At 70.8% G+C, this 18,575-nt stretch carries 17 protein-coding genes; 12 read left to right on the top strand and 5 right to left on the bottom strand.

Annotated elements, in window-relative coordinates:
• Position 1 precedes the first annotated feature (1 nt).
• The 3 genes from ABZU74_RS25350 to ABZU74_RS25360 all read right to left on the bottom strand — a co-directional run bounded on the left by ABZU74_RS25350 (position 2) and on the right by ABZU74_RS25360 (position 1,992).
• On the bottom strand, positions 2–1,105 hold the full coding sequence (locus ABZU74_RS25350; RefSeq protein WP_355428535.1) for a glycoside hydrolase family protein: 1,104 nt from the start codon (positions 1,103–1,105) through the stop codon (positions 2–4).
• Between the two features lie 177 nt (positions 1,106–1,282).
• The gene (trxA, locus tag ABZU74_RS25355; RefSeq protein ID WP_355428538.1) at positions 1,283–1,630 is read right to left on the bottom strand and encodes a thioredoxin; all 348 of its coding nucleotides are present in this window, start codon (positions 1,628–1,630) and stop codon (positions 1,283–1,285) included.
• Positions 1,609–1,992: a MerR family transcriptional regulator gene (locus ABZU74_RS25360; protein WP_355428540.1), complete on the bottom strand. Its 384-nt coding sequence runs from the start codon at positions 1,990–1,992 to the stop codon at positions 1,609–1,611. The genes trxA and ABZU74_RS25360 overlap by 22 nt, the downstream gene beginning before the upstream one ends.
• 218 nt (positions 1,993–2,210) lie before the next feature.
• Here ABZU74_RS25360 and ABZU74_RS25365 point away from each other — a divergent pair, with 218 nt between their 5' ends.
• Both ABZU74_RS25365 and ABZU74_RS25370 read left to right on the top strand, forming a co-directional pair.
• A complete protein-coding gene (locus ABZU74_RS25365; RefSeq protein WP_355428543.1) occupies positions 2,211–3,431 on the top strand; it encodes a GAF domain-containing SpoIIE family protein phosphatase in 1,221 nt (406 codons plus the stop codon).
• A gap of 28 nt (positions 3,432–3,459) precedes the next feature.
• Positions 3,460–4,401 carry a sensor histidine kinase gene (locus ABZU74_RS25370; protein WP_355428545.1) on the top strand — a complete coding sequence of 314 codons (942 nt, stop codon included), beginning with the start codon at positions 3,460–3,462 and terminating at the stop codon, positions 4,399–4,401.
• Between the two features lie 37 nt (positions 4,402–4,438).
• Here ABZU74_RS25370 and ABZU74_RS25375 read toward each other — a convergent pair whose 3' ends face one another.
• On the bottom strand, positions 4,439–5,401 hold the full coding sequence (locus ABZU74_RS25375; RefSeq protein WP_355428547.1) for an AraC family transcriptional regulator: 963 nt from the start codon (positions 5,399–5,401) through the stop codon (positions 4,439–4,441).
• Positions 5,402–5,614: 213 nt separating this feature from the next.
• On the opposite strand from ABZU74_RS25375, the gene ABZU74_RS25380 reads away from it, so the two are divergent.
• The 4 genes from ABZU74_RS25380 (at position 5,615) to ABZU74_RS25395 (ending at position 10,576) form a co-directional block, all read left to right on the top strand.
• Positions 5,615–7,156, top strand: a complete 1,542-nt coding sequence (locus tag ABZU74_RS25380) for an NAD(P)/FAD-dependent oxidoreductase (protein ID WP_355428549.1) — start codon at positions 5,615–5,617, stop codon at positions 7,154–7,156.
• A gap of 115 nt (positions 7,157–7,271) precedes the next feature.
• Complete coding sequence (locus ABZU74_RS25385) at positions 7,272–8,471, top strand: low temperature requirement protein A (RefSeq protein WP_355428552.1); 1,200 nt, start codon at positions 7,272–7,274, stop codon at positions 8,469–8,471.
• A gap of 158 nt (positions 8,472–8,629) precedes the next feature.
• Positions 8,630–9,526, top strand: coding sequence for an acetyltransferase (locus tag ABZU74_RS25390; protein WP_355428554.1), 897 nt, complete (start codon positions 8,630–8,632; stop codon positions 9,524–9,526).
• A 75-nt stretch (positions 9,527–9,601) separates the two neighbouring features.
• Positions 9,602–10,576, top strand: coding sequence for an alpha/beta fold hydrolase (locus ABZU74_RS25395; RefSeq protein ID WP_355428557.1), 975 nt, complete (start codon positions 9,602–9,604; stop codon positions 10,574–10,576).
• Between the two features lie 11 nt (positions 10,577–10,587).
• Here ABZU74_RS25395 and ABZU74_RS25400 read toward each other — a convergent pair whose 3' ends face one another.
• Positions 10,588–11,691, bottom strand: coding sequence for an aldo/keto reductase (locus ABZU74_RS25400; protein WP_355428559.1), 1,104 nt, complete (start codon positions 11,689–11,691; stop codon positions 10,588–10,590).
• A 132-nt stretch (positions 11,692–11,823) separates the two neighbouring features.
• Here ABZU74_RS25400 and ABZU74_RS25405 point away from each other — a divergent pair, with 132 nt between their 5' ends.
• The 6 genes from ABZU74_RS25405 to ABZU74_RS25430 all read left to right on the top strand — a co-directional run bounded on the left by ABZU74_RS25405 (position 11,824) and on the right by ABZU74_RS25430 (position 18,572).
• Positions 11,824–12,435 (top strand): TetR/AcrR family transcriptional regulator, encoded by a 612-nt coding sequence (locus ABZU74_RS25405; RefSeq protein ID WP_355428562.1) that lies wholly within the window; start codon positions 11,824–11,826, stop codon positions 12,433–12,435.
• A gap of 210 nt (positions 12,436–12,645) precedes the next feature.
• Positions 12,646–14,286, top strand: coding sequence for an ABC-F family ATP-binding cassette domain-containing protein (locus ABZU74_RS25410; protein WP_355428564.1), 1,641 nt, complete (start codon positions 12,646–12,648; stop codon positions 14,284–14,286).
• Between the two features lie 77 nt (positions 14,287–14,363).
• Entirely contained in the window at positions 14,364–15,467 is a 1,104-nt protein-coding gene (locus ABZU74_RS25415; RefSeq protein WP_355428567.1) for a LacI family DNA-binding transcriptional regulator, read from the top strand.
• Complete coding sequence (locus tag ABZU74_RS25420; RefSeq protein WP_355428570.1) at positions 15,464–16,399, top strand: sugar ABC transporter permease; 936 nt, start codon at positions 15,464–15,466, stop codon at positions 16,397–16,399. Before ABZU74_RS25415 ends, ABZU74_RS25420 begins: the two co-directional genes overlap by 4 nt.
• Position 16,400: 1 nt before the next feature.
• Entirely contained in the window at positions 16,401–17,240 is an 840-nt protein-coding gene (locus ABZU74_RS25425; protein ID WP_196923637.1) for a carbohydrate ABC transporter permease, read from the top strand.
• Between the two features lie 39 nt (positions 17,241–17,279).
• Positions 17,280–18,572, top strand: a complete 1,293-nt coding sequence (locus ABZU74_RS25430; protein WP_355428573.1) for a sugar ABC transporter substrate-binding protein — start codon at positions 17,280–17,282, stop codon at positions 18,570–18,572.
• Positions 18,573–18,575 lie beyond the last annotated feature (3 nt).

The raw sequence follows: 18,575 nt of genomic DNA on the forward strand, positions 1-18,575 counted from the left end.
GTCAGCGCGCCGCCTGGTAGGCACGGCCGACGGCGGTGGCCGTGCTGCCGGTGCGGAACAGCCCGGTCTGGTCCTTGTCCGTGGCGGGCAGGCCGAACCACGCGTACCGCTGTAGCCAGGACAGCCCACCCAGCATCCGGGTCGCCGCGGTGAGGAACGCGGCCTGCTGTGCCTGGGTGGGGAAGCGGACGCCGTTGGAGAAGTCGATCAGGGCGAACTCGGTGAGCCAGATCGGCAGCCGGTACCTGTCGTGCACGGCCTGGAGGTACGACTTGAGCTGGTTGACCGCGTTGGCCGTGGTGAAGTCGCCGCCGTACCAGTGCAGGGCGATGAAGTCGACACGGTAGCCGCGCTGCTTCGCCCCGGCCATGAACCGGTCGAGCCATTCGCCCGGCCGGTCACCGCCCCAGGCCACCGCCGGGCTGCCCAGCGAAAGACCGGTGGCCTGCAACTGCGGCCACAGCTCCAACGCCTGCTCGACGGTCATCTCGGCCTGACCCTTCAGGTCCGGCTCGTTGAACCCGAGCAGGTGGCGGCCGTTCCTCCTGGCCTGTTGCAGGTTGCTGGCGGTGACGCTCTTCGCTCCCCAGATCATCGGGACGAACTCGGCGCCCTTCGGGCTGGTGACCCCCGAGTGGGCCACGTCCCAGGTGTAATACCAACTCGCCCCGGCGTTCGCCAGCGCCTGGCTGACGCCGTCGAAGGTCCACACCCCGACGCCCTTGCGCTTCGAGGTCGCCGCCGGGGCCGCCGGAGCGACTGGACGCCCCGTTGTCGGCTTCGCCGTCGGCGTCGGCGTCGGGGTCGCCCCCGCCGGGCTCGTCGTGGGGGCGGGCGTGGTCGCGCTGGGCACGCCGAGCTGCGGGCTCGGGGGCGGTGGCGCGTCGAGCGCCTGCGTCGCCGCCGGGGCGGGCGTCGGCCCGGTCGGCTGCACCACGACGATCACACCGGTTACCAGTACGGCGACCGCGGCGGCCACCAGGAGTGGCCACAGCAGCCCCCGCCCGCCGATCGGGAGATGGCCGAGCATCCCGCGTCGGGGTTCCGCGTGGACGCCCCGGTTTCCCCTCGCGTCGTCCGCTTCACCCTGGCCGGTTGCGCGCATCGTCTCGACTCCCTCACGTGGTCGTACCGCTACCTGATGCAGGCGATGACGGAAGATCGCCACCTGCCTCCCCTCAGGAGACTGGCCGGCCGGACCGGGATAACGATTTCCGCAGCTGATGTCGGCCGTCGGTCACCACCTGGTTCTCCGACGGCGCCAACGAGGCGCTGCTGGTTGTTACCACCCTGCCTGTGCGGTCAGGGTCTGTCGCAGGTACGTCTTCGGCCTGGACCCCACTGTCGAGCCGACCACCTCGCCCTGACGGAACACCAGCAGCGTCGGCAGGGACATCACCCGGTAGCTACGGGTCGCTCTCGGGTTCTCGTCGGAGTTGAGCTTTGCCACGACCATCCGGTCACCGAACTCCTGGGCCAGTTCGGCGAGGCTCTTCTCGATGGCCTTGCAGGGCGGGCACCAATCCGCCCAGAAGTCGACGACCACGGGCCGGTCGCTGGCCAGCACCAGCTCCGTGAACGTGTCGTCGGTGACGGTGACCAGCGAGCCTACTTCCGCCTTCTGAGGCATGTTTTCTCCCGATGTGCGATCGCGTGGGTGAGTTGACTGTGCAGTTGCTCGCGCACCGCGCCGAGCCGGTCGAGGACGACGTCGACCTCGGCGATCTTGCGCCGCAGTACCACCACCGAGTCCGGGCAGACATCGCCGGAGGTGTTGCCGGCCCGCAGGCAGGCGACGAACGGGCGGACATCGTCGAGGCCGAAACCGACGTCGAGCAGCGCCCGGATCTCCCGCACGACGCGTAGCTCCGTCTCGTCGTAGATGCGGTAGCCGTTGGCGGAGCGCTGCGCCCGTACCAATCCGTGCGCCTCGTAGTAGCGCAGCGTGCGAGGGCTCGTGCCGGCCCGTTCAGCCAGCTCGCCAATGAGCATCCGACCTCCTTCATCGGCCCGTCGCGACCACGCTAAACCTTGTCGTCAGCGTCAAGGCAAGGACCGGGCGAGGCGCGGCAGCTGGCAGAGATGCCCGTTTTGGGTACGCCACCCGTTCCTCGCGGCTGTCGTGGTGGTTCGTGTCGTCCCGCCCGTAGCCCGGTAGGACGAGGTCCTGATGGCGCGTCCCAGGTTGGGAAGGAGTTAGGCTCCGGTATGTGATTGACGTGCAGGCAAGCGGGAGCGACGAGCGGCTGCGCAGCATCGAGTTCGTCACCGACGCCGCACTGTCCCAGCTCGGCGTCACGGACCTTCTGGAGGAACTCCTCGACCGTGTCCGGGAGGTGCTGGGGGTCGAGACCGCGGAGATCCTGCTGCTGGACGTGCACGCCCAGCAGTTCGTGACCGCTGCCTCCAAGGGGCTGGGGGAGGACGTCCGACCGGGTTCTCGGATCCCCGTCGGTCGCGGCCTCGCCGGCCGGGTCGCGCAGGAGATGCAGCCCGTCATCCTGGACGAGGTCGCCGCCGACAGTGACGACCAGATTCTCTCCGGCCGGCAGGCCCGCGCCCTGTTGGGTGTGCCGATGTTGGCCGGCGGCGAGGTCATCGGCGTCATACTCGTCGGCTGTGACCGGCCGCGCCGGTACACCGGTGCCGACGTGCAACTCCTGCAACTCGCCGCCGACCGGGCAAGCCTTGCCACCCGGACGCAGGCCAGCGGCCTCGACCGCACCGCCGCGCTCGCACTGCAACGTAGCCTTCTGCCCACCCACCTGCCGCAAGCGCCAGGCGTGGACATGGCCGCCCGCTACGTACCCGGTCACGACGCCGGCGTCGGTGGCGACTGGTACGACGTGTTCACCCTCCCGTCCGGCTGGCTGGGCGTCGTCATCGGAGACGTCTCCGGGCACGGGTTGCCCGCCGCGGTCGTGATGGGGCGCCTCCGCAGTGCGCTTCGGGCGTACGCGTTGGTCTGCGACGACCCGGCCAGCGCGCTGACACTGCTCGATCGCAAGATCCACCACTTCGAGACCGGGAACCTCGCCACCGTCCTCTACGCCGTGATCTCCCCGGACCGCACCACCATGCAGGTGTCCCTCGCCGGGCACCTGTCGCCCGTCCTGGCCGCACCGGGACGCCCGGCCGAGATCCTGACCCTGCCAGTCGATCTTCCGTTGGGCGTTGGCCCCCGCCAGCCTGCCCGCCGGTACACCGAGGTTGCGTTCCCTTCCGACGCGGTGCTGGTCTGCTACACCGACGGGCTCATCGAACGCCGTGGCGAAGTCATCGACGTCGGCATGGATCGGCTCCGGGCAGCCGTCGAACCGGTTCCCGCCGAGACGGTCTGCGCCCGCATCATGACCACACTCGCGGCCGAACAGACCACCGACGACATCGCCCTACTCGCCATCCACACAACCGGCAGAAGGCTCTCTTGAACGACTTCGAACCGTCGGAGCCAGCAGCATGAGCAACGCGGTCGCCACCCGGACTGACGGTCTTGTCCACCCCGCCCTCTTCTACCGCGACGATGAGGAGTACCTGGCCGGCACGGTGCCGTTCATCCAGGCCGGCCTCGCAGCTGATGAGCCCGCCCTGGTCGCCGTGCCGGCGGACAACCTCGACCGCATCCGGGCCGCGCTCGGCAGCGACGCGGCCAGGGTCCAGCTGCACGACATGACCGTGGCCGGCCGCAACCCCGGGCGGATCCTGCCGGGCGTCCTGCTCGCCTTCGCCGCTGCCCACCCCGACAAGCGGGTACGCATCATCGGTGAACCCATCTGGGCTGGTCGCACGGCGACCGAATACCCCGCCTGCGCCCAGCACGAGGCTCTGATCAACGCGGCGTTCGCCGGTCGTCCGGCCACCATCCTCTGCCCCTACGACACCGGTCGGCTCGACCAGAGCTGGCTCGACGACGCCCGCCGCACCCATCCGATCCTGCAGACGGGCAACGTGGCGCGGCAGAGCCCCCACTACGCCGATCCGATCGTCGTGGCGGCCGGGTTCAACCTGCCGCTGCAGGACCCACCCGCCCATGCGACCACCATCACCATCGACCTGACCGCCCTTGCGACGATCCGGCGGGTGGTGACCGCCGAGGCCGTGGCAGCCGGCCTCTCCCCGGAGCGGGTCTCCGACCTGACCCTGGCCGTCAACGAACTGGCCACCAACACGGTCAAGCACACCGCAGCCGGCGGGACTCTCGCCGTCTGGACCGACCCCACCCGGCTGATCTGTCAGTTCCGGGATACCGGGCACATCACGAACCCACTCGCCGGCCGGATCCCGCCGCCGCCGCAGCAGCCCGGCAGTCGAGGACTCATCCTGGTCAACCAACTCTGTGACCTCGTGCGTGTGCACACCCTGCCCGGCGCCACCACGATCCGCGTGCACATGCAGCGCTGACGCCGGCCGTTCGGCCGCCGGGACGAGGCGAGGATCGTCAGCGGCGCAGGGTCGTCGACGGCGACTCGCCGAACCGGCTCCGATACTCGGTCGCGAACCGACCGAGGTGCACGAAGCCGTGTTGCAGGGCCACCGTCGTCACGGACACCCCCGGCGCGGCCGAGCGGAGTGTGCGGTGCGCCGCGTCGAGCCGGCAGGCCCGCAGGTACGCCGTCGGGGTGGTCTGCAACTCACGGCGGAAACAGTCCTGCAGCGTTCGTACGCTCACCCGTAGCGCCTCGGCGACGTCACCGACGGTGAGTGCCTCGCCGTGGTGCTCGGAGATCAGGGCGCAGGCCCGGCGGACGAGACGCCCGGGGTGGGCGTGCTGGCCCGGCTCGGCCAGCAGGTGGGAGTGGCTGTGCCGGTGGGCCAGCAACAGCTTGCCAATCAGCCCCTGTTCGAAACGGGCGGCGACCTGCGGGTGGTCGAACAGGGAGGCGTCCGCCGGCTGCGACAGCTCGTCGGCGAGGAACGCCACCCCGCGCGCCCACGCCTGCGCGGTGGGCGTGGTCATGAGCATGCCGACGTCGAGGCGGACCGGGTCGTCCACCGGGTGGCCCAGCAGGCGGGCGAGTTCCCGGTCGACGGCGCGCCGGTCGGCGTAGAAGATCCGGTGGGGCGATCCCTCGGACCACCGCATGTCCGACGGGTCGTACGGGGACAGGACCGAGGCCACCTCGGCGGTCGAGGTCACGGTTTGACCGGCGTGCCGGATTGTCGTGCTCCCGGCACTGGGGATCTGGACGAGGTAGAAGGTCTCCAACGCGGGCGGTTGAATGCGGACCGCCTGCCCGTAGTCGAGGTCGATGACGCCCACCCCGCCTGCCCGGCGAGCCGCCATCCGCAGTCGCACGGTGTGCACACCCGGCTGTGGGGTGAGCCGGTGTGGACAGAAGACCCGGCCGACCTCGGCGCGAGCCCGGTCGACGTCGTCCGTCCGGACCGTCACCGCATCCATCCGACACCTCCCGGGCGTCCCGTCGCGCTGACCGTACGGCGTGAGCGGGCCGGACCAGCCCCGAAAGCCGTCGACCCGACAGGAAAAGGGCCGGCTGCGTACTGCGGACAGTGCCCGCGTCGCGCGGATAGCGACCTTCCCGGCCTGCTCGTTAGCGTGCGACCACAGCGGGCGGTCGGCGCCGGCACGGTTCGTACGTCCTTGGAGGAGATCATGAGGATTGCCGTCGTCGGTGCCGGGTTCGCCGGTGTCAGCGCAGCCAAGGTGCTGCGGCAGAGCGGATTCGACGTCACCGTCTTCGAGCGGGCGCCCGATGTCGGTGGGGTGTGGAGTCGCACCCGCCGGTACCCCGGCCTGCACACCCAGAACGACAAGGGCACCTACCACCTCTCCGACCTGCCGATGCCCGCCCACTACCCGCAGTGGCCGTCGGGTGAGCAGGTCCAGCGGTACCTGGAGAGCTACGTGGAGAAGTTCGGGCTGGCCAGCGCGCTGCGCCTCTCCACGGAGGTCGCCTCCGCCGAGCTCGTCAACGACGAGACCGGATGGCTGGTCACGTCGCGGCCGGCGGGCGCCGAGGAGCCGCTGACTGTGGAACGGTACGACCACCTGATCGTGGCCAACGGCATCTTCTCCGACCCGGTCGTCCCGTCCTTCGACGGGCACGCGAGCTTCGCCGCCGCCGGAGGGCGCGTCCTGGCGACGGGGGAGTTCCACGACATCGAGGCGGCCCGAGGCAAGAACGTCCTCGTGGTGGGGTACGGCAAGTCGTCCTGCGACGTGGCGGTCCCGGTGAGCGACGTCGCCGCCCAGACCCACGTGGTGGCGCGCGAACTGCTCTGGAAGATGCCCCGCAAGCTCGGTGGTGCGCTCAACTACAAGTACCTGTTGCTCACCCGGATGGGTGAGGCGCTCTTCCGCTACCTGCACCTGAGGGGCTTCGAGCGGTTCCTGCACGGCCCGGGGAACGGTCTGCGCCGACGCATGGTCGACAGCGTCGGCTCGGTCGCCACCCGGCAGCTCAACCTGCGCGAGCTGGGTCTCGTGCCCAACGGCAGCTTCGAGGACATCGCCCGCAGCACCGTCAGCCTCGCCACGGAGGGCTTCTTCGAGCGGGTCACCGGCGGTCGCATCGCCGTGCACCGGGAACAGGTGATCACCGAGCTGCTGGTCGACGGTGGTCGGCCCGCCGCCCGCCTGGCCGACGGCACGGTGCTCCCGGCCGATCTGGTGATCTGTGGCACCGGCTTCCGCCAGCACGTGCCGTTCTTCGACGACGCGTTGCACGCCCGGCTCCACGACGACGCCGGCAACTTCATGCTCTACCGGCAGATCCTGCCGATCGGCGTGCCGAGGCTGACGTTCGCCGGCTACAACTCGTCGTTCTTCAGCCCGCTCAGCGCGGAGATGGCGGCGGTCTGGACGGCCGCGTACCTGCGGGGTGGCATCACCCTGCCGACCGAGGTCCGGATGCGCGACGAGGTGCGCGCCCGGCTGTTCTGGATGACGACGCGCACCAACGGACGGCACGCTCGTGGCACGAACATCATCCCGTTCTCGATGCACAACGTCGACGAGGTGCTCGACGAGTTGGGGCTCAACGTCGGCCCGCTGACCCGGGCCCGGCAGTGGCTGTTCCCCGTCGACCCGGGCTCGTACCGCAGGGTGACGGCGCAGATGATCCGGCGTACCGCCGACCCGGTATCCGCCATCAACGACGGAGGCGCGATAAAGATGGATAAAATACGCAGATAGGGATCAGGCGGGGCCGGTCGGCGAGGGAGGCTCGGGGACGATGGCAGCGCAGCAGGGTCACCACCGCGCTGTGCCAGTGCCGGCGGCCCTGGCCGGCTGAGCTGTCTCGCCGTCCATGTTGACGCGCACCGAGTTCTTCCGTGGGCTCGGGGACAGCAGGAGCCCTCGCTCGGCGACCGTCCTGGAACTGCTGTTCGACATCGTCTACGTCTTCGCGCTGGCCCGCCTCGCCGGGCGGGTCGCGGACGACCTGACCATCGTCCGGCACACGCTGCTGTCCGAGGCCGGCCAGACCGTCCTGTTCTTCACGGCGATGTGGATGATCTGGTCGCTCAACGCCCTGCTGGCGAGCACCTACGACCCTCGGCGCCCGGATCTGCAGACCCTCCTGCTGGCGACGATGTTCGGCACGCTGGTGCTGGCGGTCACGTTGCCGCAGGCCTTCGGCCAACGCGGCGTCGTCTTCGCCTGCACCTACGTCGTCATCCAGGTCGGCCGACCGCTCTTCCTGTCGTTCGCCCTGCGGGGTCACGAGGGTCGGGCGTTCGCGCTCCGGGTGCTGACCTGGCACCTGGCGTCCAGCGTGCTCTGGATCAGTGGCGGCATCAGCGGTGGTCTCGGTCGGGGCGTCTTCTGGACCCTCGCTCTCGCCATCGAGCTGATCGGCGCCGCCACCACCTACCCCCTGCCCCGGATGGGCAGGAGACAGCTCACCAGCTCGGGGGTCAGCGTCTCGCAGGAGCATCTCGCCGAGCGGTACAACCAGTTCTTCATGATCGCTCTCGCCGAGGTGGTGCTCGAGGCCGGCGCGGCGGTCAGCTTCCCGGGCTTCACCACCGAGGGAACCATCGCCCTCGTCGCCTCGTTCGTGACGGTCGTCTCGTTCTGGCGGATCTACTTCTACCACGTCGGGTCCGGTCATGCCCCGACCCCGAGCGGGGAGGGGATCCAGCTGTCGCGGTGGGCGAGCTACAGCCTGTTGCTGATCGTCGGTGGCATCATCTGCACCGCCGTCGGCTTCGGTCAGGTCATCGAGGATCCGCACCCGCCGATCGACTGGGCTCTGGTGGCCATCATCTTCGGCGGCCCGGTGCTGTTCCTGATTGGCCGGAGCGTCCTGGAGAAGGAGAGCCGATCCGCGCCGAGGTGTCGAGCGCTGTACGTCGGCGCGGTGGCGCTGGTCGTGGCGGCCCCGCCGATGGTGCTGCTCCCGCCGGTCGCCGTGGCGGCCGTCGCGGCGGTCATCCTGGCCGGCATCACCATGTACGACCAGCGTGCCCACAAGCGTGGGTCGGAGACCAACCCGACACTGTGACGAGCCGTTGCGGGCCGGCGGCCGCTGTGCGTATGGTCGTCGGGCACGCCGTCGAGCTGGAAGGAGGTCAGAACAATGTCCGATGTTCTGCGCCCCCTCCGCGCTCCGGCGTCCGCGCGGATCTGACCCGGGGCGCGCGCTTCCCGGAGGACCAACCCATGACTGATCTGGTCATCCGTCCGCTCGTCGCGGGCGAGGAAAACCTGTTCGACTCCATGCCCGACCCGCTGCCCCAACTGCGCCAGGTCGCGTACGCCGACGGGGTCGCCGGTGGCGGCTACCGTCCCGAGACCACCTGGGTGGCGCTGCGCGCCGGCCGGTTGGTGGGCCGGGCCGCCTGGCTCCGTCCGCCGGGCGCCGTCGGTGCCCCCTGGCTGGACCGGTTCGACCTGGATGCCGAGCCGGAGGTGGGCGCCGAGCTGTTGCGTGCCGCCCACGAGACGCTGGGCGGTCCCGGTCTGTACTACGCCGCCCTGCCGGCGCACTGGCGGCGCCGACCCGAGGTGCTGGCCGTGGTGCGGGCACCCATGGAGGCCGCCCGCCTCGCCGGGCTGGTCGAGCGGGGGGAGCGGCTCCGCTGCTCCTGGGCGGGCACGCCATTGCCGGCCTCCTCCGAAGGGTACGACTTCCGTCCACCCCACGACGTGGCGGAGATCAACGCCCTGGTCGCCAGGATCGCCGAGCCGGACGTGCTGACCGGCGTCGAGATCGCACGGGCGGTCGGCGGTGTCGACCTCGCCACCGACCCCCTGACCTGGTTGGGGAACGCCACCGACAGATGGCGCATCGCGTTGCAAGCCGGGGAACCGGTCGGGCTGGTCGGCACGTTCGGGGACGCCTGCTACCCCCTGCTCGCCTACCTCGGCCTCCTCGACGAGGCGGCCCGGCCCGAGCTGCTGGCCGAGGCGGTCCGGGTGCTGGCCGCCGGCGGTGCCCGCGAGGTGATCGCCGATGTGGAATCGCACCGGGTGGCGGTGCTGGCGGAGTTGGAGCGGACCGGCTTTCGACAGTTGCGTTCCCGGGTCGTCTTCGCGCCGCCGAACAGCCAGGAATAGCTGACCGGGTGCGCCCGGTCACCCGGGCGCACCCCCTCAGCCGGCGCCGACCCCGGCCCCTGTCAGCATCTGAGGATGCCGGAGATCATCGCGCTTCTCGTCGGTGGGTTGGCGCTGGTCGTGGCGGCGGTCGCCGGGCTCTATCTCTGGCCGGTGGGCCGCCGTGGGTTCCGGGTCGCGCCGGCCCGACCACTCGACTTCGACACGGCCACCCGTGCCGCCGAGGCCGTCATCGCCGCCGAGTCCGCCGATCCGGAGGTTCGGCCGGAGTCGCGCAGTCGGTTGCTGAGCCACGGCTCCCGCACCGGCCGGGCCGTCCTGCTGCTGCACGGATACACCCTCGCGCCCGAGCAGTACGCCGGGCTGGCCGAGGAGTTCTTCGACAACGGCTACAACGTCTGGGTTCCCCGCGCCCCCCAGCACGGGACCGTGGACCGGCGGGCCCACCACCGGGTCGAGGCCGGTGAGCTGACGACGTACGCCGCGCAGGGGTGGGCCGTCGCGGCGGCCCTGGGAGACGAGGTCGGCGTCGTCGGGATCTCCGGCGGCGCCGTGCTGGCCGCCTGGCTGGCCCAGGTGCCGGGCAACGTCGTACGGCACCTGCTGTTGCTGTCGCCGTTCTTCGGCCCGAACCCGCGACAGGCGCCGGCCTACGCGGTCAAGCCGCTCATCGTGCTGTACGGGCGCCGCGTCCTCCGGGACCGCGTCACGTCGCGCGGATACTCCCTCGCCGCCGTCACCCAGTACCTGACGATCGCCCGTACGCTGCCGAATCCGCCCCGGCGGACCGGTCTGCGGACCGCGGCGGTCGTGATCAGCCCGCTCGACGGTGTGGTGGACCTCCGGGCAGCGGTCGACGTGCCGGGCCGGATCGCCGACGCGAACGCGGTCCCGCTGCGGGTGTGCACCCTGCCGGCGGCGTTGGGCGTCGAACACAACACCCTCAACCTCGCTGCTCTCGGCACCGCCGGCGACGAGTGGCGTCGACGGTACGTCGCGCTCTACGAGGGTGAGCCGGCGCCGACGAGCGACGCGCCGATCTCCCGGTAGCACCGCCACCCCTACCTGGCGGGCGAGGTGGCGCCGTTGAACACCGGTGGGGCGTAGCCGGCCGGCTTGTCGCCGATGCCGAGGCCGGGGCTCACCACCCAGGACTGGTACTGCGGGGTGAACATGCCGTACGGCAGCCCGACCGTCGGGGCGCTCGCCTCGTCGAGCCGACGGCGGGCGTCGACCGGGATCTCGAAGTCGAGCGCACCGAAGTTGCTGGCGAGCTGTTCGGGGCTGCTCGCTCCGATGATCACCGAACCGACGGCGGGTTGGGTGGCCACCCAGTTGATCGCCACCTGCGCCATGCTGCGACCCAGGTCGGCGGCCACGCTCTCCAGTGCCTCGATTACCTGCCAGTCGCTGGGGCTGATCTCCCGACCCGCGGCGTCGGGGTTCGTCAGGCGGCCGGTCCCTGTCAGGCCCTCGCCGGTCCGCCGGTACTTGCCGCTGAGCAAGCCCCCGCCGATCGGGCTCCACGCGGTGAGTCCCATCCCCAGGGTCTGGGCCATCGTCACGAACTCCGCCTCGATGCCCCGGCCGACCAGGGAATACGGCAGCTGCACGTTGATCATCGGGGCCAGCCCGTGCGCCTCGGCGTAGCTCTGCGCCCGAGCCGCGTACCAGGCCGGTACGTCGGAGAGCCCGGCGTACCGGATCTTGCCTGAGCGGACCAGGTCGTCGAAGGTGTGCACGACCTCCTCGACCGGGGTGATCCGGTCCCAGGTGTGCAGCAGGTACAGGTCGATGTAGTCGGTGCCGAGCCGGCGCAGCGACGCCTCCACGGCCCGCATGATGTGCTTGCGGCCGTTGCCGCTGGCGTTCGGGTCGGACGGGTCGACGGTGTTGGTGGCCTTGCTGGTGAGCACGAGCCGCTCGCGTACGCCGGCCCGGTCGATCAGCCGGCCGAGGATCTTCTCGCTCTCGCCGGCGGTGTAGAAGTCCGCCGTGTCGATGAAGTTCCCGCCCGCCTCCAGGTACTTCCGGAAGATCGGCTCGGCCTCCTCCTCGGTCTTGCCGTACGCCGCGTGGAACCCGTCGACGCCGAAGTTCATCGTGCCCAGCGCCAGCCGGCTCACCCGTAGACCGGACCGCCCGAGCAGGTAGTAGTGGTTCACCGTGGTGCCCTCCCGATCGTGGTGTCGGCCCGCTGCGGGCCGCGCGTTGCCGACTCTTGCTCGACGAAAATGGACCTGCAAGTCCAAAAACCGAGGTAGTGTTGGACCCGCAGGTCCAGACCAGGAGGTCTCATGACACGGGCGTTGACCCGCAAGGGCGAGGCGACCCGGGCGCGGATCATCGCCGGCGCCGCCTCCGAGATCCGCGAGCGCGGCGTCGACGAGGTACGCCTCGAGGATGTGATGGCCCACACCGGCACCAGCAAGGGTCAGCTCTTCCACTACTTCCCGGACGGGAAGGAGGGTCTGCTGCTCGCGGTGGCCCAGCACGAGGCGGACCAGGTCCTGAGCGACCAGGAGCCGATGCTCAGCAACCTGACGTCCTGGCCGGCCTGGCTCGCCTGGCGCGACCGACTGATCGAGCGATACCTCGCGCAGGGGGTGAAGTGCCCCCTCAACGGTCTGCTCGGCCAGACCGGCCGGCGGGCGCCCGGCGCGCAGGCAATCGTGACCGGGCTCATGTGGCGCTGGCAGAAGGCGATCACCGAGGGCATCCGGCACATGCAGTCGACCGGCGACATCGACCCGGGCATCGACGCCGACCGGGCCGCCGCGGCTCTGCTCGCCGGCATCCAGGGCGGGGTGCTGCTGCTGCTCTCCACCGGAAAGATCGACCACCTTGAGGCCGTCCTCGACCTCACCATCGACTCGCTGCGTGCGGATGCCCGCACGGGCGGGAGCTGAGTCGGGCCGACAACCGTCGAGTTATTCTTGCGCCCGAGTTGCCGGAGATCGGAGCAGACGTGGCAGGTGACGACGACATCTCCGGGTGAGCACCCGGACCGGCCGCCGACGGGCGCGTGATCGCGCCTCCGTCGCCGCGGCCTCCGTCGTCATGCCCTGCTCCCGCCGGGGTGCCGGTGTGCGCCCCGGTCGTCGTCTCCGAGGTTCCCCATGTCTGTTCGACCTGCTCTCATCGCCCATGACCTGGTCCGGGTTCGCGGCGACCGCCGCGTGCTCGACGGCGTCTCACTGACCGCCGCACCCGGGCACCGGATCGGCCTGATCGGTGAGAACGGCACCGGCAAGACGACCCTGCTGCGGGTCCTGGCCGGCGTCGACGTACCCGACTCCGGCACCGTCACGAGCCCGCCGGACGTCGGCTTCCTGCACCAGGAGCTGCCCTTCGGTCCATCCACGACCATCGCCACGGTCCTCGACGACGCGCTGCGCGAGGCCCGTGCCGACCTCGCCGAACTCGACCGGATCGGCGTCGCGCTCGCCGACTCGCCGGAGGGCACCGAGCGGCACGACCAGCTGCTGGCCGCGTACGGCGAGGTGCTGGAGCGGGCGCAGGACCGCGACGCCTGGGACGCCGACCGGCGTGCCGGGACGGTCCTCGACGGCCTCGGCCTCGGCGGGCTGCCTCACGATCGGACGGTGGGCGCGCTCTCCGGCGGGCAACGTGGCCGGCTCGCTCTCGCGGCCATGCTGATCCGCCGTCCGAGCGCGCTGCTGCTCGACGAGCCCACCAACCACCTCGACGACGCGGCGGCGGCGTTCTGCGAGGACCAGCTCCGTGCCCTGCCCGGGGTGGTCGTGGTGGCCAGTCACGACCGGGCCTTCCTGGACGCGGTCTGCACCGACCTCATCGACCTGGACCCGGCGGTCGACGGGCCGGTCCGCTTCGGCGGCGGTTACAGCGCGTACCTCGCGGCGAAGCGCGCCGAGGCGCAACGGTGGCGCCGGCGCTACGACGACGAGCAGGCGCTCCTCGCCGACCTGCGCGAGGCCGCGGCCGTGACCGGGCACCAGGTCGCCCACGGCCGCGGCCCGCGCGACAGCGAGAAGATGGGGTACGGCCACACTGCCGGCCGGGTCCAGAACCAGATCTCCCGTCGCGTCCGCGACGCCACCCGTCGACTGGAGACGATCGAGCGCGACCCCGTTCCGGTGCCGGCGGAGCCGATGCGCTTCCACGCGCGGGCGCTCGCGGTCGGCGACAGCGACGAGGCCGTCGTCACGGCGGACCGGCTGGAGGTTCCGGGCCGACTGCGGGTGGCGCGGCTGGAGATCAAGGCCCGTGACCGGCTCCTGGTGACCGGCCCCAACGGCGCGGGCAAGTCGACGCTGCTGGCCGTGCTCGCCGGCCACCTGACCGGTCTCGGAGCGCTCTGGCGACGACCGGGGCTGCGGGTCGGCCTGCTCGCCCAGGACAGCGTCTTCGCGGATGCGCGGCGGACGGCCCGGCAGGTCTTCGACGCGGCTGTCGGGCTGGAGCGGGCCGCTGTCGTACCGCTGTCGTCGCTCGGACTTCTCGCCCCGGTGGACCTCGACCGCCCGGTGGCCGACCTGTCGGTCGGACAGCGCCGGCGGCTCGCGCTGGCGGTGCTCGTCGCCGACCCGCCGGAGCTGCTCCTGCTCGACGAGCCCACCAACCACCTCTCGCCGACGCTCTGCGACGAGCTGGAGGACGCCCTGGGGTCCGGCCCGGGTGCCGTCGTCGTGGCCAGCCACGACCGCAGACTCCGCTCCCGCTGGCCAGGTCGGGAGCTTTCGCTCCCGGGAGCACGGGGGTTGGAAACGTTTTCGTAACGGGCCCTTGACCTCTCCGCCACCTGCGGAGCAGACTCCCCGGAAACGTTTACAGCTATCGGGTGGAGGTGCCGGACGTGGGTCGTAAACGTTTACAGGAACCGGCGGACGGCCGGCCCACTGTGCACACCGTCGCCGCCCGCGCCGGCGTCTCCATCGCGTCCGCCTCGCGGGTGCTCAACGGCGTCGGCGGCAGCCCCGAGACGATCCGCAAGGTTCGCGAGGCGGCGGCCGAGGTGGGCTACGTGCCCAACGCGATCGCCCGGTCGTTGCAGTCCCAGCGCACCGGGCTCGTCGCGCTCGCGGTGGAGGACATCGGCAACCCGGTCTACGTCGAGATGATGCGGGCCATCGAGGCCGTGGTCGCGTCCTCCGGGCGGCAACTGCTGGTGCACGCCACCGGCGGGCGGATCGACAACGAGACCGCCCTGCTGCGACGGCTGGCCAACCGCTACGTGGACGGCATGATCGTCTCGCCGATCCGGGTCACCGACGACCACCTGACCGCGCTGGTGGACAGCCCGGTGCCGGTGGTGGTCGTCGGCCAGCTCGGCGCTGACGCCCCGATCGACAACGTGCGTACCGACTCGCGGCACGGTGTGGCGCTGGCCGTGGACCATCTCGTCGCCACCGGCCGACGGCGGATCGGCTTCGTCAACGGCCCCCTCGACACCGTCCCGGGCGCCGCCCGCGACGACGGATTCCGGGCCGCCCTGACCCGACACGGCATCCCGCTCGACGACGAGCTGATCGAGGTCGGCGACTTCCAGTACGCGGCCGGCCGCGCCGCCACCGAGCGACTGCTCGCCCGCGCCGACCCGGACGCCCTGGTCTGCGCCAACGACCTCATCGCGGTCGGCGCGCTGCACGCCCTGCTGGCCGCCGGTCGTCGGGTCCCGCAGGACGTCGCAGTGGTCGGCATGGACGACACCGAACTGGCCCGGATGATGTTTCCCCAGCTCTCCAGCGTCTCGCTCGGCTCGGCCGAGCGTGGTCGCCGGGCCGCCGAACTGCTCCTGCAACGCATCGCCGACGCCACCCTGCCGCCACGGCGCGAGCAGGTGCCGCCAAGCCTCGTCGTACGCGCGTCCAGCGCCGCGACGCTGCCGGCCCCCCGACCCGCCACCGGACCGGCCGGCCCACCGACCACCCACCCGTCCAGCGAAGGGGTGACCGCATGACCACCCTTGCCGAGCGGCCGGACGTCGAGCGGGCCGAGTCGGCCCGCCGGCCGAACCCGTTCCGCTCCGACCGCACCACCATCTACCTTCTGCTGCTGCCGTCGCTGCTGCCGATCCTGCTGTTGTCGGTGTTCCCGCTGCTGCGGGGCATCTACCTCGGCTTCACCGACGCCCGCGCCGGACGCAACGTCGAGGTCAGCTTCACCGGCCTGGCCAACTACCGCGAACTCCTCGGCGACGAGCTGTTCTGGAACTCCTTCAAGATCGGCCTGCTCTGGGCGGTCGGGGTGACGGTGTTGCAGTTCCTGCTCGCCCTCGGGCTGGCGCTGCTGCTCAACCAGCAGCTGCGGTTCCGAGGTGTGGCGCGGGTGCTCGCCGTCGTGCCGTGGGCGATGCCGCCGGTCGTGGTCGGCATCCTGTGGAAGCTCGTCTACCACCCCGACGCCGGCCTGATCAACGAGTTCTTCCACCGCATCGGCGCCGACGGGTTGCGGACGAACTGGCTGGGCGACTTCAGCACCGCCCTGCCCGCCGTGATCATCGTCGGGGTCTGGGCGGGAATGCCGCAGACCACAGTCGTCCTGCTCGCCGGTCTGCAGGGTGTGGGTCGCGAGCTGCACGAGGCCGCCGCGGTGGACGGGGCCAGCACCTGGCACCGGTTCCGGCACGTCACGTTGCCCGCGCTGGCACCGGTGATCGTGGCGATCACCTCGCTCGACTTCATCTGGAACTTCAACTCGTTCGGCCTGGTCTACGTGCTCACCGCGGGTGGACCGGGCGGCAAGACGATGCTGCCGATGCTCTTCGCGTACGAGGAGGCGTTCCGCTACGGCAACTACGGCTACGCGGCGGCGCTCGGCAACGTCATGGTCGTGATCATCATCGCGCTGCTCGCGGTCTATCTCCGTCGCCGGCTCAGGGAGGCGAACTGACATGTTCGGAAAACCGAGCCGCACGAGCAGGACGCTGCAGTACCTGGCGCTCGCCGGTTACCTGATCTTCCTCGGGTTCCCGCTGGTCTGGCTGCTCTCCACGGCGTTCAAACCGCCGCGCGAGCTGGTACGCCTGCACCCGACGTTGATCCCGGACAACCCGACGGTGCAGAACTTCGTCCAGGCCTTCACCGAGCAGGAACTGGGCCGGGCGGCGCTCAACAGCCTCCAGGTCTCCCTCGCCTCGGCGGTGCTGACCGTGCTGGTCGCCATGCCGGCGTCGTACGCGTTGGCCCGGTTCCGCTCCAAGCTCGGCACCGCCGCGCTGGGCTGGGTACTGCTGTCGCAGCTCTTCCCGTTCGTGCTGCTGATCATCCCGATCTTCCTGGTGCTGCGGCAGGTCGGCCTGGCCAACACGCACGCCGGGCTGGTGCTGATCTACGTGGTCTGGGCGCTGCCGTTCGCGCTGTGGATGCTGCAGGGCTTCGTCCGCAACATCCCGAGGGAGCTGGAGGAGGCCGCCTCGGTCGACGGCGCGACCCGGGTGCAGGTCCTGCGGCGGGTGGTCTTCCCGCTGCTCGCCCCGGGCCTGGTCGCGACCGCGCTGTTCTCCTTCATCTCCGCCTGGAACGAGTTCTTCTTCGCCCTGGTGCTGATCAAGACCCCGGAGCTGGCCACCCTGCCGGTGGCGTTGGCCCGGTTCGTCGGCATCGAGGGCACCGCCCGGCTGGGACCACTGGCCGCCGGCTCACTGCTGGCCACGCTGCCCAGCCTGATCTTCTTCGCGTTCATGCAGCGCCGGCTCTCGTCCGGGTCGCTCGCGGGCGCGGTCAAGGGCTGACCCGTCCCCCAACCACCACCACCAAGGAGGTAACCCCCCATGCTCCGTACCCGATTCCGTCGACTCGCGGCGGCCGCCGCGGTCGCGGTCATCGGCCTCGGCGCGCTCACCGCGTGCGGTGCCGGCGACGACGACGAGGCCACCTCCGGCCCGGTCAAGCTACGCTTCCTCAGCCTCGCCTGGCAGAAGGAGTCGTTGCAGGTCAACAAGGATCTGGTCGGCAAGTGGAACGCCGAGCACCCGGACATCCAGGTCGAGTACGTCCAGGGTGACTGGAACTCGGTGCACGACCAGCTGCTCACCTCGTTCGAGGGCGGCGACGCGCCGGACATCGTGCACTACGAGGCGTCCGCCATCGGCGAGTTCAGCAAGCAGGGCTACCTGGCCGACCTCTCCGACCTGGTCTCCGACGACCTGAAGGGCCAGATCGACAAGGGCATCTGGGACACCGCCACCGTCGACGGCAAGGTCACCGGTGTGCCGTTCCTGCTGGAGTCGCAGGTCGTCATCGCCAACAAGAAGCTGCTCGACGCCGCAGGTGTCGCGGTGCCGCCGGCCGACGGCGGCTGGACCTGGGACGAGTTCCAGGCCAACGCGCAGAAGCTCACCAAGCCCGGCCAGTACGGCGCCGCCTGGGCGCTGAAGTCGCCGACCAACCGGGTGCTGAACCTGGCCCTGAACTACGACGGCAAGTTCTTCTACGACGACGGCGGGCGCACCGAGGTCAAGGTCGGCGACGCGGAGAAGGAGGTCCCGAAGCGGATCCACGACATGCTCTACACCGCCAAGTCCGCCTCCCCGGAGGCGCTCGGCATGAGCGGCGCGGACACCCTGCCCGGCTTCTTCGGCGGCAAGTACGCGATGCTGCCCGGCTCGGTGTCGCTGCGCCAGCAAATGGTCGAGCAGGCGCCGGCCGGCTTCGAGTGGGTCACCCTGCCCCCGGTCAAGGGACTCTCCACCAAGCAGGCCGCCAACCCGCAGACGCTGTCGATCTCCGAGGACAGCAAGCACAAGAAGCAGGCCGCGCAGTTCCTGGAGTACTTCCTGAACCCGACCAACATGGCCGCCCTGGCCAAGGGCGACTGGCTGGTGCCGACCGGCAAGCAGGCCAACGAGGAACTGGTCAAGCTCACCGCCGGCAAGCAGGGCTGGGACGTCGCCGCGGACAGCGCCACGGACCTGACCGTCGCCCCGTTCCAGCAGGCCGACGGCTACCCGGAGTGGAAGACCAAGTACGCCACCCCGGCCCTCCAGCAGTACTTCGCCAACAAGATCACCCTCGATCAGCTCGGCACGCAGCTGGTCGACGGTGGCAAGCAGGTTCTGAGGTAACGA

The sequence above is a fragment of the Micromonospora sp. NPDC005171 genome, assembly GCF_040608575.1.
Lineage (GTDB): Bacteria > Actinomycetota > Actinomycetes > Mycobacteriales > Micromonosporaceae > Micromonospora.